The organism is Microvirga sp. KLBC 81, assembly GCF_003075415.1.
GTDB lineage: Bacteria > Pseudomonadota > Alphaproteobacteria > Rhizobiales > Beijerinckiaceae > Microvirga.
In genome coordinates this window covers 223,248-237,648 of sequence record NZ_QDAH01000002.1, presented here as the reverse complement: position 1 = coordinate 237,648, position 14,401 = coordinate 223,248, and the positions used below count along the sequence as shown (strand labels likewise).

Below are 14,401 nucleotides of genomic sequence, written 5' to 3'. Positions count from 1 at the left end.
CTGCAAAAAGGTGGTGACGTGGACCTTCAGGGGGCCGGCCATCGATTGCTGGAGCCGCCAACTGGTCCTATATTGGTCTGGAAGAAAGTTGGCATGATGGCGACAGAACATTTCAGTACCCGCTTCCAGGACCTCGACACCTGGTCCAGCCTCGATGTCCTTACGGCCTTCTATGAGGGGCAGCTCTCGGCCGTGGCGGCCGTCAGGTCCTCCCTCCCGGCTATTGCCGCTGCGGCGGAAGAGGCTGTGGCGCGCCTGCGCCGGGGCGGTCGCCTCGTCTATGTGGGCGCCGGAACCTCCGGCCGCATCGGCGTCCAGGACGGCACGGAACTGCCGCCCACCTTCAACTGGCCCGACGACAAGCTCGTTTATCTCATTGCCGGCGGCGAGCGCGCCATCATGAAGGCGGTGGAGAATGCCGAGGACTCGGTCGAGGAAGGCGTTGCCGGAATCCGCAACAACAAGATCGGCCCGGACGACGTGGTGATCGGTGTTGCTGCGAGCGGCAGAACGCCTTTCACCATCGCCGCGCTGAAGGAGGCCGCCGCACGCGGCGCCCAGACCATCGGCATTTCCAACAATGCGGATGCGCCCATTCTTGAAGCCTGCTCTCACCCGATTCTCGCCGACACGGGCGAGGAGGTGATTGCAGGATCCACCCGGATGAAGGCGGGCACGGCGCAGAAGGTGATTTTGAACCTTCTCTCCTCACTCATCATGGTGCGCATGGGCCGCGTCTATCGCGGGCTCATGGTGAACATGCGCGCAACCAATGCGAAGCTGCGTCGACGCAGCGAAGTCATGGTGATGCAGGTCACCGATTGCGACGAGGCGACGGCGACGGATGCGATCCTCCAGGCCGGCGGGGACCTGAAGACCGCCGTTCTGATCGCCATGGGCGCCAGCCCACCGCAAGCCAAGGGAGCGCTCGAGCGCAGCGATGGTAATTTGCGCGAAGCCCTGACAGACTTTTTCAAGACAAAGAAGTAAGACGCTCGCTTAAGACGAGCGGCAGAAGGGGCGAGATAAGCGTCATGGCATTGGGGCTTGGCATCGACGCAGGCGGAACGGCGACCCGGTGGCGCCTGGCTGATGATCAGGGCCAATGCGTTGCGCAAGGCAAATCCGAGCCCCTGACAGGCCATCTGTTCTCAGCTGCTGCAGAAGAGAGAGCCCGCCAGATCATCCTCGACATGGCGCAAGCGGTGATGCGCCAGGGCAAGCCGCTCAGCATCATCGCCGGCATCACGGGCCTCACCCGCGAAACGCCGGCAGAGGTAAAGATGCGCTCCCTATTCGCGGAGATCTTCGAACTGCCGCAGGACAAGGTCTTCGTCGCGGAGGATATGTGGATTGCTTATCTCTCCTACTTTGCACTGGGTGAAGGCATTCTCGTCTATAGCGGCACGGGCTCCATCGGCTATTACCTCTCTGAAGCCAAGGAGGTGATCCGTGTCGGCGGGCGCGGCAACCTGATCGACGACGGCGGTTCGGGCTTCTGGATCGCCCGCGAAGCCCTGAAGACGGTTCTGCGGAAGGAAGAGGAAAGCCCGGGCAAAGGATGGGCCACGATTCTGGGCCAGTGTCTCGCCAAGGCTCTCGGCGGCACCGATTGGAACATCGTGCGCTCTTATGTCTATGGCGGCGATCGAGGCAAGATCGGCTCCCTCGCACAGGCTGTCGGCGAGGCGGCGAAGGCCGATGACAGGACCGCCCTGCGGATCTTGCGCGAAGCAGGCGAGGAGCTGGCGCGTCTGGCCAATTGCCTGACCAAGCGCGTGGGGCCCCGCCCCGTGGCCCTGGCAGGCGGCAGCTCGCGGCTCCATCCTATCGTGGCGAACGCCTTCCGCCAGGATCTCATCGCCCCGGTCGAGTTCATCACGACGGATCTGGACGCCGCCATGACGGCGGCGAGGCTCGCCGCCACGTTAAACAAGGCTTAGAGCTGATCCACGCGAGCGGAAACAGCTCTAAGCCTTGTTACGACGCAGGCACGCCCCGGAATGACTCGCTCGACGTCATCACCGACCTCGTGCCGGTGATCCCGATCCGTAGAGCACCGCACTCTTCAAATCGAGATGCCGGGACAGGCCCGGCCATGACCAGGAGGGGGCGGCTCTGCCCGCCAGAAAGGCACCTGCCAAGCCTATGGCGAGGCTTGCCTATTGCCCCGGTCTCGTCCAAGACTTCGTCTCCAGTCGGACTGAGACGATTGTTCAAGCCATGCAAGCTCTTTTCGTAGGCCAGACCTATATAGACGTCACCTTCCTGGCGGATGAGCTCCCCACGGGAGACGAGAAAACCGTCGCACGGGATTACGCCATTTCCTTCGGCGGCAACGCGGTGACCGCCGCCTTCGCCTGCGCCAAGCTCGGCATCGCCCCGGACCTTCTGACCTCGATCGCCGATGACTGGCTGGGCCGCATGTTCATCGACATGGCTGCGAAATACGGCATCTCTGTCCATCACCGGAAGGTGAAGGAATCCTCGCTCTCCTTCATCATGCCGCGCGGCGGACAGCGCGCCATCGTGCGCTGCCGCGACGACCATTACCTGCACCCCGTGCCGCCGCTGAACCTGCAGGGTTGCCGTGCGCTTCATCTCGACGGCCACCAGGCCGATGCGGCGATGCACTACGCCAAGGCATGCCGCGATGCGGGCATCCTCACTTCCCTCGACGGCGGCGGTCTGCGCTCCAACACGCATGAGCTTCTCGAGTTCATCGATGTCGCCGTCGTGGCCGAGCGTCTCTGCGAGCAGATGAACCTGAGCCCGAGTGAGATGCTCACCTATCTGAAGGGCCGCGGCTGCAGGATCGGCGGCGTCACCATGGGCGAGCGCGGCATGCTCTGGTACGACGAGAACGGCACGGACAACGTTCTGCCGGCGCTCGACATTCCCGCCTCGCTCGTGGTGGACACCAACGGCGCGGGCGACATCTTCCATGGCTCCTATGTCTATTCCGCCATGGCGCGCTCCGGGCTTCCCTGGCGCGAGCATTTCATCTTCGCCCGCGCGGCGTCCGCCCATGCCATTCAGCATCTCGGCAACGAGGCGAGCCTGCCGAGCCTTAAGGATGTCGAGGAGACGCAAGCTCAATTCTCGGAACGTAAACTTGCCGCATGACGGCCGGATTTCAGGAGGTCGCGAAACGCGCGGCTTCCTGATCCGGTGATGAGGCGCAACAAATATAGTTACAAAATAACATTGGCCGGTTACAATCGAGCCCAGGTCGCTGCATACCGCAGCTGATGGGTTCATAGGATACCGGCGTGAGTTCCTTCCGAACCTGGACGCAGAGCCTCGACGAGATCCGTTTCGATCCCGAAGCGGAAGGTCCCAGCCGTGAATTCCTGTCGAGCCTTCTGGAGAACGTGCCGCTTGCCATTTGCGTGACCCTCGGACCCGAGCATCGCTACGCGTTTGCCAATAAGATTTTTCGATCCGCCCTTGCGCTTTCGGGCAATCTCGTCGGCAAGACTCTTCGGGAAGCTCTGGGAGAGAGATATACGGAGCAGACACAGGCTCCCCGACAACTTGTCCTTGAAACCGGCCGGCCCACCCTGCTCACAAGCGTGCTTTGCAGCCCCGGCTCAACTCAAGAGACGACGTTCTGGGACATCACCTTTCTTCCCGTGCGAGATGCGGATGATCGCGTCAGCGGAGTCTTGACACTCGGCATCGACGTCACCCTCCGGGTGAGCGCCACGCTCGAAGCAGACCGGCAGGCCCAAGAAGGGCTCATCAACAGCAAGCGGCTTGCTCTTGCCGTCGAGGCGACGGAGCTGGGTCTATGGGAATGGATCGCCGAAACCGGCGCCATCTACTGGTCGGATCGCCAGAGGGAAATCTTTGGCGTCTTAGCGGATGAACCCCTCACCCACGAACTCTGGGTTTCGTCCATTCATCCCGACGACCGGGACTGGGTTGTCGACAAGGTCAGCTCTCTCATGGATCCCGCCTCGATGGGCAAGCTGCAGATCGAATACCGGATTGTTCGCCCCAATGGAGATATTCGCTGGATCAGCAGCCGAGGCCGCATGCTCTATGAGAGCGTGAACGGCAAGCTGCAAGCTGCACGCCTGCTCGGCACGATTCTCGACATCACGGAACGCCGCACGAATGAGGAGGTGCGCCGCCTTCTTGCGAAAGAGCTCGACCACCGGATGAAGAATCTCTTCGCCATGGCCAGTGCCATGGTGAGCATGACCGCGAGAGCGGCCACATCACCCTCAGAGATGGCCGCATCCTTGCATGGTCGTCTGCAGGCGCTCGCCAGGGCCCATGAACTCATTCATCCCGCGCTTGCCGAGGACATCCCGCGTCAGCGCGAAACATCGGTCGCTGCGATTGTCGAAACCATCCTGGCTCCGCATAAGGATATCGGCCCTCCGGGTCGAATTCTGATCGATTGCGCGCCCATTTCAGCCGGCGAAAAATCTGCCACGAGCCTGACGCTCGTTCTGCACGAGCTCGCAACCAATGCTTCGAAATACGGTGCCCTCTCCACGGCGAGCGGACATCTCACGATCACCTGCTGGCGCGATGGAGAGACCGTGTTTCTGTCCTGGCGGGAAAGAGATGGCCCTGCGATCGAGAGCCCGCCGAGCACGAGAGGTTTCGGATCTCATTTGGCTTGCAAGAGCGTGACGGATCAGCTTGGAGGCGAGATCGCTTATGACTGGCAAAGGGATGGTTTGCACGTCGAGCTGCGCATTCCGCTTGCGCATCTGCTCCGATGAACGCGCGAATGAAAAGACGGGTGATCGATGAAACCAGCCCGCTCTCCGTCATCACCGGCCTTGTGCCGGTGATCCCGATACGATGACGCGCTGCGCCTGTCTGATCGGGATGGCCGGGACACGCCCGGCCATGACGTCGTATGGATGTCGCGCTTGCCCGATTAAGTGCACCGCTCCGACTTTCCGACCCCCACCCTCAATCCCTCCCCGCCGCAAGGTGAAGAGCAGATCTCAGGAACACCCGAGATCTGTGGGGGAGGGAAGCGCGCTCCTCGCGGTTTTGTTTGGGACTCTAGAACATCGGACGTGAAAAGTGGACTTGCACTTTTGGGCTCATCCGATGCTCAATCCCTAGAGGAGCGCATCGTTGGGCGCGGAACCGGAGGTCCGCACGATGCGCTAGGCCGCCTTCTTCTGGTAGTCCTTCACATCCGAGAACCGGATCGATTTATAGCGATCCATCTCATATTGCAGGTTGAAGGCGTTCGCCGCCATGAACACGGGCGCCTCGTCGAGGTCGCGCGCCATGGACGACAGGTGGCTCTCGATGAACTTGTCGAGCTCCCGCGGATCGTCCGCCGTGATCCAGCGGCAGATCGAGAAACGCGTCGGCTCGTAGTCGATCGGCAGGCCGTATTCGGCGCTCAGACGCTCCTTGAGCACATCGAGCTGCAGCGCACCGACGACGCCGACGATGGCGCCGGAACCGTCCTGCGGAATGAAGAGCTGGACGACGCCCTCCTCCGCCATCTGCTGCAGCGCCTCGCGCAGCTTCTTCGCCTTCATCGCATCCTGCAGCTTGATGCGGCGCAGGATTTCCGGCGCGAAGCTCGGCACGCCACGGAACACGATGTCCTCGCCTTCGGTCAGCGTATCACCGATGCGCAGCGTGCCGTGGTTCGGAATGCCGACCACGTCGCCGGCCCAGGCCTCGTCCGCGATCGCGCGGTCCTGCGCAAAGAAGAATTGCGGCGTGTTGAGGCTCATGGGCTTGCCCGTGCGCACGAGCTTCGCCTTCATGCCGCGCTGGAGCTTGCCCGAGCAGATGCGCATGAACGCGATGCGGTCGCGGTGGTTCGGATCCATGTTGGCCTGGATCTTGAACACGAAACCGGTCATGCGGCTCTCACCCGCTTGCACGAGGCGCTTATCGGCCTCCTGGCCGCGCGGCGGCGGCGCATGCTCGGCCAACGCATCGATGAGATCGCGCACGCCGAAATTGCGCAGCGCCGAGCCGAAGAACACGGGCGTGAGATGGCCTTCGCGGAAGGCTGCCAGATCGAACGGCTTGCAGGCTTCCTGCGCCAGCATCACCTCCTCCTGCCAGGCATCCGCCTCTTGCGGGGGCAGCAGGCTCAAGAGCTTCGGATCATCGGGTCCGATGACAGGCATCAACTCTTCATCCGTGTCGATGCGACGCACAAGGCTGCGGCGCAGATCGAACGTGCCGGCGAAGCTCCTGCCCTGGCTGATCGGCCAGGTGATCGGCGCGGTGTCGAGGGCCAGCGTCTTCTCGATCTCGTCGAGCAGGTCGAAGGGGCTGCGCGCCTCGCGGTCCATCTTGTTGATGAAGGTCACGATGGGAATGTCGCGCATGCGGCACACTTCGAAGAGCTTGCGCGTACGCGCCTCGATACCCTTCGCGGCGTCGATCACCATGATGGCCGAGTCCACCGCCGTCAGCGTGCGGTAGGTATCCTCCGAGAAGTCCTCGTGGCCGGGCGTGTCGAGCAGGTTGAAGACGCAGCCGCCGTATTCGAAGGTCATCACCGAGGTTACGACCGAGATGCCGCGCTCCTTCTCGATCCCCATCCAGTCGGAGCGGGTGGAGACGCGGTTCTTCTTGGCCTTCACCTCACCGGCGAGCTGGATCGCGCCTCCGAAAAGCAGCAGCTTCTCGGTGAGCGTGGTCTTACCCGCGTCGGGGTGGGAGATGATGGCAAAGGTTCGGCGGCGGCCCACAGGGGCCGGAAGATCGGTCATGGCTCTCAAATTCTTGGTCGACGCAGTGGGGGACAGAACGCCGCAGCGCCCCGCTCTTTCGTTGGCTTCTTCTGACCCCATATGGGGCTTTCCCGTCAACAACGAAAGGAGGTGATCCAGTGTCTCATTGTCATACCCTACGGTCCCCGGTTGCCGCGACCTGGATCTTGGCCTCTGCCGAGATCGGTGCGTAACGCACGGCGCATCGTGCGGAAAAGTGGAATCCGGTTTTCCGTACGAACGATGCACCCCTAAAGAAGGGAGCATCGAATGGATCCCAAAAGTGGTGTCCACTTTTGGGTCCGATGCCCAAGGCCGGCTTTTTAGCGGGCCGTGGAACCGACAATGGAAAGGCCGCCTCTCAAGGGCGGCCTTTCTTTTTGGTCTTAGGCGCTGAGCAGCTTGCCCGTTCGCTTGGCCGTGGTGCCGGCCACCTTGGCGAGACGCGTGCCCTGGGTGGCGAAACGAAGGGCGATCCGGGCGAAGACCGTCCCGTCACAGGGGGCCTGGGCCTGGGTGACGGTGCCGCTATGCGGGTCCACGATATCGGCGATGACGTCGCCCGCTTTCACCCGATCCCCGACCTGAGCCTGGAAGACCACGATCCCGGTCGCCGGCGAGGGAACCGGCTCGGAGGCCGCGAGCGGGGTCGGCTGGCAGCGGGGCGACGGGATCTGAGGGACCTCCCCGGCAATGACGCCGCGCATGATCATGTAGGCGATGAGCGCCGCCGCATCGCGACGGGCCAGGTCATGGCTCACATCCCGCTCGCCGCGGAATTCGAGGGTCGTGGAGTGGCAGCCGAAGGGGATCGGATGATCCTTGAAGCGGGCGGCCAGCTCGCCCCAGGGGCGGCTGCAGGCCTCATCGAACGGGTCGTCTCCCGATTCATCCGCCAGCAGATAGGCATGCGCGCCGATGAGCGCAGAGAGCGGCGCGAACTCATCCTCCGAGCCGGTATGGGTGTAGAGGTGCTCCACGGCCTCCGCGTCGCAATGCAGGTCGAGCACGATGTCGGCCTCGATGGCGAGGTTAAGCAGCGCCTTCTTCATCGCTTCCGCCGGATTGCTCGTCTCCCAGGCTTCGACCTCGGCACGCAAGGCTTCGCGGATCAGACGCACATTGGTGTCTGCGTCAGCCGTGAGCTTTCCCTCGATCCGCTCCGCCACCTTCGGCACGAGATAAGGATAATCGCGGTTGAAGTTGATGCCGTCGGCGAGGTTGAAGCGACCGATGTGATCGCCGAGAACGCGCTGTGCGAGGCCGATGGGATTGGCGCTCGGCACGAGGATGACCTCGCCCCTGATCTTGCCTTCGGCTTCAAGTGCGACAAGCCGCTCGCCCAGATGATGGGCCGCAATCATGCCGGGGATCTCGTCCGCATGGAGCGCGGCCTGCACATAGACGCGCGGGCGCGCGCCTTCCTGGCCGAAGCGATGGACCGTCAGCGACAGGCTGGCACCGGGGGCAAGCGGCGGAAGGGCGATCTGTTCTGTTTTCATGATGAGCGAAGGACGTCGTCAGCCTTGAGGCGGTTTTCTTGAACCGTGCTCAAGACAAGAGGGCCGACGTCTCAGGCTGCCCATTCTTGCGACTTGAACACGAAGCGCGCCGGATTCGTAACGAGTGCGGCCAACCCCTGCAAGGCCGGTTCGGCATTGACGATCACGAAGGCCGGCACCTTGCGCGCCCAGGCACCATGCGGCGCCTTGTTGTCGAACGCTTCCCGGAAGCCACCGCTCTGGAGAATGTCCACCATGCGCGGCGCGATGCCGCCGGCGATGAAGACGCCGCCGGATGATTCGAAGGTCAGCGCCATATCGCCCGCATAGCGTCCGAGCCAGCGGGCGAAGAGATCGAGCGCCGCCTGTGCCAGCTCGTCACCCTCACGGGCCGCAGCCAGAACATCGTTGGGCTTGGCATAGGGGCAGTTGACGCAGCGGTGGGCTGCAATGGCTTTCGCAATGCGGAAGAGGCCAGGGCCCGACAGAACCACCTCTGCCGAGACGCGACCACCAACACGCTCCAGATGCGGCCAGAGGGCTGCCTCCTGCTCTGTCGACGGCCCGAACTCAATGTGCCCTGCCTCGGTCGCCACGATCGCCAATCGGTCTTCCACCGGAACAAGGGCGCCGACGCCAAGACCGGTGCCCGGGCCGAGCACCACCCGGGCGCCGGGTCCCGGGTGTCCGCTGCCGATCGGGGCGAGATCCCCCTTCTCCTCGCTCAGCACCGCCACGGAGGCCGCAACCGGCGTATAGTCGTTGACGAGCGTCACGCGCTCGAGGCCCAGCGCCTTGCCGATGGCCTCGGCATCGATCACCCAGCTGGCATTGGTGAGCCGGATGGCAGTTGCATCCACACGGGTTGCGACCGCAATCATGGCGGACCGGGGCGCCGCGCCTTCATAACCCTGGAGGGCGATCTTGATCGCGCCGACGGGATCGGGCGTGTCGGCCGTCAGGGTTCGGGGCAAGAGGTGAACGGGCTCTCCGGGGGCGGGCAGGACGGCGAAGCGCGCATTCGTGCCGCCGATATCCCCAAGCAGAACAGGAAATGCAAACATCGAATGAGCCTTATCGTCCTTGTTTCACCCCGCCCGAGCAGTCACCGTCAGAACGCGTCTTCCCAGCTCCGGCTCAAGCGCACGGCGGAGTTGATGAGACCCACCATGGAGTAGGTCTGGGGAAAGTTGCCCCACAACTCGCCGGTCGTGTAGTCGGCGTCCTCGGAAAAGAGGCCGAAGGAATTGCGCAAACTCAAGATCTGCTCGAACAGTTCCCTGGCCTCATCCTTGCGCCCGATGGCGCTCAACGCATCCACGTACCAGAAGCCGCAGATCATGAAAGCCGTGTGCATGCGTCCGAAATCGTCTTCCACATCATAACGCAGGAGGAGATCCCCGCGCCGCAGGGCCTTGCCCACCGCATCCACGGTGGCGACGAAGCGCGGGTCGTCGGGCTTGACGAAATTCAGTTCGGACAGGAGAAGCAGGGTCGCATCCAGGTGCTCTCCGCCGAAAGACGAGACGAAGGTGCCCGTCTGAGGGTTGAAGGCCCGCTCGTCGATGATGCGGTGCATCCGGTCCGCATTCTCCCGCCAGAAGGCTGCGCGGTCCTCGCGGCCCATGGCGACGGCGATCTTCGTCAGTCGGTCGCAGGCGGCCCAGCACATGACGCTCGGGAAGGTGTGCACGGCAGCCTTCGTGCGCAGCTCCCAGGGACCCGCATCGGGCTGGTCGAAAACCTCGATGGCCCGGTGTCCCAGTTTCTCGAGATGCGAGAACAGGGCCCGGTTGCCGGTCGCGCGGATCAGGCGCTTGTCGAGGAAGGCGTGGACCGACGCCAGCACGACGCTGCCATAGGCATCGTTCTGGATCTGCGTATAGGCCGCATTCCCCACGCGAACCGGCCCCATGCCGCGATAGCCCGCCAGAGCCGTCGCCTCGCGCTCCTCGAGATCGGGCGAGCGCGTGATGCTGAACAGCGGCGGCATGTCCTTCTGGTTCGGAATGGCTTCCATGTCGTCGACGATGTTGGTGATGTAGGTGAGGTATTCCTCCATCGTCTTCGTCGTGCCGAGCCGGTTCAGCGCCTGGATGACGAAATAGGCGTCACGCAGCCAGCAATAGCGATAATCCCAATTGCGCTGCGTATGGGGTGCTTCCGGCACCGAGGTGGTCAGCGCCGCAACGATGGCGCCCGTCTCCTCGAAGTTGCAGAGCTTGAGGGTGATCGCGGCTCGGATCACCGCCTCCTGCCAGTCGAAGGGTATGGAGAGCGAGCGAACCCAGTCGCGCCAGAAGTCGATCGTGCTGTCGAGAAACTCGCGCGCGGTGGTGTCGGTTTCGGAGCGCATCGGCTCGTCCTCTCCGAAGAAGAAGGACATCGGCCGCTCCACCACGAAGGGCCGCTCCTCATGGACATAGGATACGGACGCATCGGTGGTGAGCCTCAAGGAATAGCGCGGCCCGACGAAGCGCAGGTGATTGCTGCCACGGGTTGTATTCGGCGTAATGCCGCCCCATTCATAGTGCGGCCGCAGCCGCACGCGGATGCGCGGACGGCCCTTGATGGGTGTGACGCGGCGGATCAGCATCGGCGGGCGGAACGTACGGTCGTAATGCTTGAAGCGTGGTGCGAAATCCGTGATCTCGAGGATGTTGCCGAATGAATCCGTCATGCGCGAGACGAGGACGGCGGTGTTCTGGAGATAACTCTGCTCGCAGCTGACCATGCCCACCATGTCGATGGCGAACACGCCCTTCTGCTCCGCATCCGTCTGCCCTTCAGGGGAATCGAGCAGCGCGGAGAAAACCGGATCACCATCGAACCGGGGAAAGCAGCTCCACACGATTTGTGCCCGGCGATCCACCAGGGCCGCAATCATGCAATTGCCGATGACGGCGAGGTCCAGTGAGCTCATCTCATCAATCATCCACGTTGAAAGGAAAGGCGCCCTTCGACGCCCATTCGGACAGGCAATGTCGCAGATCCGCAGGCGTTCCCAGACGAAACCTGGCAATGGTTTCACCTGCACCGATGCGGACGGACAAGCCGCCACGGGCATTCACCGTCTTGAATCCGTTCTCGTCGGTCAAGTCATCGCCGACGAAAATCGGCCTGCGCCCTCTATACGGCGAAGCGTGAAGGAATCTCTCGATCACCTTTCCCTTGCCAGCCGCGGAAGGAAGAATTTCCGCAACGGCCTTGCCGTGCTGAAGGCGATACTCGCTCCCCAAGGCCTCCACGGCGGCATGAGCCGTCGTCAGAGCAAACTCCTTCTCCTGCGGCGCAAGCCGCCAATGAATCGCAACGGAGCAGCCCTTGTCCTCGATCAGCACGCCAGGCTTGCCGGAGACCGCCTCGTTCAAGCGCCCGATCATCCGGCGCAGCTGGGGATGCTCCTCCGGATCGCAGAGTTGAAGCTCACCGGCAATGCGCTCTTCGAGACCATGGAGGCCTGCCATGTCGAATCGATAGGGCGGGAAATGTTGATCGAGAAAGGCGACCGGTCTCCCGCTGACGATGGCGAGCGCCCCGCCCAGGCGCGCCTGAAGACAGCTGAGAATGCCGGGCAGGGACGGGTCCACTACGACAGCATCAGGCCGCTCGACGATATCCACGAGCGTTCCATCGAAATCGAGAAAGAGCGCGTAGGCTCCATCCATGGCGGATTCTTGAACCGGCGCATCATGCATTGGCGGGAGCCCGCTTTCTGCCGGAGGCGATGAGGCGGCGAATCCTCTGCCGCTTGCGCAAGCGCGAGGCGGCAAGCAGCATCTGCCCGGCCCAGCGATAGACGTTCCGTTCCTTGACCTGGTCGCGCATCAAGCGCATGCGCTCCCGCTGCTCGTTCTGTGACATGGTCAGCGCACGGTTGATGGCCTGTCCCATGGCGTGAGCATTGTAAGGATTCACGATCAAGGCCTCCGACAACTCACGCGAGGCACCTGCGAAAGCCGAGAGGATGAGAACGCCCTCCTCGTCGTCGCGCGCCGCCACGAATTCCTTGGCCACGAGATTCATGCCGTCATGCAGGCTCGAAACGATGCAGAGATCGGCGGCTCTGAACAGCTCGAACACCTCGTCGGGCTCGTGATGCCGGATCAGGAGCTTGATCGGCTCAAATCCAGCGCCGCCATGCCGCTCATTGATCTCACGTGCCAGGGCTTCGGCCTCTTCCTGAAGCTGCCGGTAATTTGCGAGCTTGCTGCGCGTGGGAGCGGCGACTTGGACAAAGGCGAAATTGCCCTTCCATTCAGGATGCTCGTTGAGCAGTGCATCGATGGCCTGCATGCGGTCGAGAATGCCCTTGGTGTAATCGAACCGCTCGATGCCGACGCCCATGCGCATGTCCAAAGGAAGACCGAGGCGCTCGCGCACGACGCGGCGGCACTCCTCGACAGGCTTCTGGCCTTCCAGTGCCGTCGGGGGCCACTCGATGGAAATAGGATAAGGACGGATCAGGGTTTCTTCACCACCGAAGGTGACCGAGTCCTGCTCCCGGTCGATACGGCTCTCGACGTAAGCATCCACGGCATCCATGAAATTGTTGCAATGAGCCTGCGTATGGAAGCCGAGGATCGAGGAGCCGAGCAGGCCGTCGATGATTTCCTCGCGCCAAGGGCAGATGCCGAAGGTCTCGGCATTCGGCCAGGGGATGTGCCAGAAAGTCACGATGGTGGCCTGAGGCAATCTGTTGCGGATCATGCGCGGCAGAAGCGCGAAGTGATAATCCTGCACCAGGATGATGGGATCCTCGCGCTTGGCTTCGGCCACCACCGCGTCCGCGAATTTTTCGTTCACGGCGCGGTAGAGCTGCCAGTCCTGCTCGCGGAAGATCGGCCGCACGAAGGCGATGTGGCAGAGGGGCCAGAGCCCTTCGTTGGCCGCGCCGTAATAATACCCGTCCTGCTCCTCGTCCGTCAGCCAGACCCGGCGCAGCGTGTAGGAGGGATGAGCCGGCGGCACCGGCACCCGGTCACTGGCATCCACCGTCTCGCGATCCGCCGTGCCGCTGCCATGGGCCACCCAGGTTCCGCCACAGGCGCGCACGACCGGCTCGAGAGCCGAGACGAGGCCGCTTGCCGGGATCTGCAGGGAAATCCCGCCATTCTGCGCCCGGTTGTGGATGTAGGGCTCGCGATTCGAGACCACGATCACCTCCGATCCGGACAATTCGTTGGCCAAAGCGGCCCGAAGCGTGTCGGGGCTCCAATCGGTATGCGCCGCGTCGATCGTCCGGCGCGAGGCCTCCAGTTCCTGGAGCACGTCGCGGATCTCCTGGCCGAGAGGAATCATGTTCTCCCGCTCAGGAGCCCCCGCAGCTCCCGCGCGGGCGTTCTCCAGAGCTTGGCGAATGGAGGCGAGCCAGCGCCTCATGATCAGTGCCGCGATCATGGCCGCGAGCGCTGCCGCACCGAAGGCGACACCCGCAAGGGCCAGGAAGAGATAGTTCCGCGCCTCCCCTCCCCGCTTGTCGGCATAGCTGAGGTCATGCAGAACAACGAGGTGGCCCTCCTGCCCGGCCACGGCCAGCGGGAACGAGCTGACCAGAATGTTGCGACCCTCAGCGGCAATGGTGGAGAAGCTCTGCGTATCGGATCTTGCCGCCTGCGCGCAGGTGAAAGTTGACGGCATGTTGCGGGTCGGAGAGCGCAACTCATCCCCGTCGCAATAGCCGATCGCGAGAACCCGCTCGTCGGAGGCGATCCGCTCAAACAGGCCGGCGAGCCGCCCGACGTCATTACGGGTCAAAAGGCTGACGACCTGATCGCGGGCCGAATTGAACACGAGCTGGGACCGCAGCTCCACATCGCGCCGGGTCCACTGCTCTACGAAGGATGTGGCAAACGGAAGAACGGCCAGAATGACAATGGCCGCGACAAGCAACGCAATACCGCCGAAGCGAAAGATAATTCTCAAACCTCTGCTTCCCAGAACATTTCAGACGTTTCGAAGGCTGAAGCCTAAAACTCGGGAAAACCTCGACGTTTAGCCTCTCGCCCGAGCGCCGCACCCGAGGGGCGCCCGTCCCTGTTATGGGCTTCTGTTCTGAACTTTCTAGAGCATCGGACCCAAAAGTGGATTTGCACTTTTGGGATCGATCCGATGCTCAGCCTTGAGAGGAGCGCATCGTTGAGAGCGGAAAACCGGAGGTCCGCACGATGCTCT

At 62.9% G+C, this 14,401-nt stretch carries 10 protein-coding genes; 4 read left to right on the top strand and 6 right to left on the bottom strand.

Going from position 1 to position 14,401, the window contains the following annotated elements:
• The first annotated feature begins 96 nt into the window (after window positions 1-96).
• From DC522_RS02685 to DC522_RS02670, 4 genes are all read left to right on the top strand, one after another.
• The gene (locus DC522_RS02685) at window positions 97-990 is read left to right on the top strand and encodes an N-acetylmuramic acid 6-phosphate etherase (RefSeq protein WP_116527186.1); all 894 of its coding nucleotides are present in this window, start codon (window positions 97-99) and stop codon (window positions 988-990) included.
• 44 nt (window positions 991-1,034) lie between these two features.
• Window positions 1,035-1,943, top strand: a complete 909-nt coding sequence (locus DC522_RS02680; protein ID WP_116527136.1) for an N-acetylglucosamine kinase — start codon at window positions 1,035-1,037, stop codon at window positions 1,941-1,943.
• A gap of 280 nt (window positions 1,944-2,223) precedes the next feature.
• The gene (locus DC522_RS02675; protein WP_116527135.1) at window positions 2,224-3,126 is read left to right on the top strand and encodes a sugar kinase; all 903 of its coding nucleotides are present in this window, start codon (window positions 2,224-2,226) and stop codon (window positions 3,124-3,126) included.
• A gap of 146 nt (window positions 3,127-3,272) precedes the next feature.
• Window positions 3,273-4,742 (top strand): PAS domain-containing protein, encoded by a 1,470-nt coding sequence (locus DC522_RS02670; protein ID WP_116527134.1) that lies wholly within the window; start codon window positions 3,273-3,275, stop codon window positions 4,740-4,742.
• A 399-nt stretch (window positions 4,743-5,141) separates the two neighbouring features.
• Here the strand turns inward: DC522_RS02670 and DC522_RS02665 are convergent, their stop codons facing one another.
• From DC522_RS02665 to DC522_RS02640, 6 genes are all read right to left on the bottom strand, one after another.
• The gene (locus tag DC522_RS02665; protein WP_116527133.1) at window positions 5,142-6,725 is read right to left on the bottom strand and encodes a peptide chain release factor 3; all 1,584 of its coding nucleotides are present in this window, start codon (window positions 6,723-6,725) and stop codon (window positions 5,142-5,144) included.
• Between the two features lie 386 nt (window positions 6,726-7,111).
• Window positions 7,112-8,227 (bottom strand): succinylglutamate desuccinylase/aspartoacylase family protein, encoded by a 1,116-nt coding sequence (locus DC522_RS02660; RefSeq protein ID WP_116527132.1) that lies wholly within the window; start codon window positions 8,225-8,227, stop codon window positions 7,112-7,114.
• Between the two features lie 71 nt (window positions 8,228-8,298).
• On the bottom strand, window positions 8,299-9,231 hold the full coding sequence (locus tag DC522_RS02655) for an ROK family protein (protein WP_371678729.1): 933 nt from the start codon (window positions 9,229-9,231) through the stop codon (window positions 8,299-8,301).
• A 107-nt stretch (window positions 9,232-9,338) separates the two neighbouring features.
• Window positions 9,339-11,150, bottom strand: a complete 1,812-nt coding sequence (locus tag DC522_RS02650; RefSeq protein WP_116527185.1) for a glycoside hydrolase family 15 protein — start codon at window positions 11,148-11,150, stop codon at window positions 9,339-9,341.
• 4 nt (window positions 11,151-11,154) lie between these two features.
• Window positions 11,155-11,895 carry a trehalose-phosphatase gene (otsB, locus tag DC522_RS02645; protein ID WP_116527184.1) on the bottom strand — a complete coding sequence of 247 codons (741 nt, stop codon included), beginning with the start codon at window positions 11,893-11,895 and terminating at the stop codon, window positions 11,155-11,157.
• Window positions 11,896-11,917: 22 nt separating this feature from the next.
• Complete coding sequence (locus tag DC522_RS02640; protein ID WP_116527130.1) at window positions 11,918-14,152, bottom strand: trehalose-6-phosphate synthase; 2,235 nt, start codon at window positions 14,150-14,152, stop codon at window positions 11,918-11,920.
• Window positions 14,153-14,401: the final 249 nt, after the last annotated feature.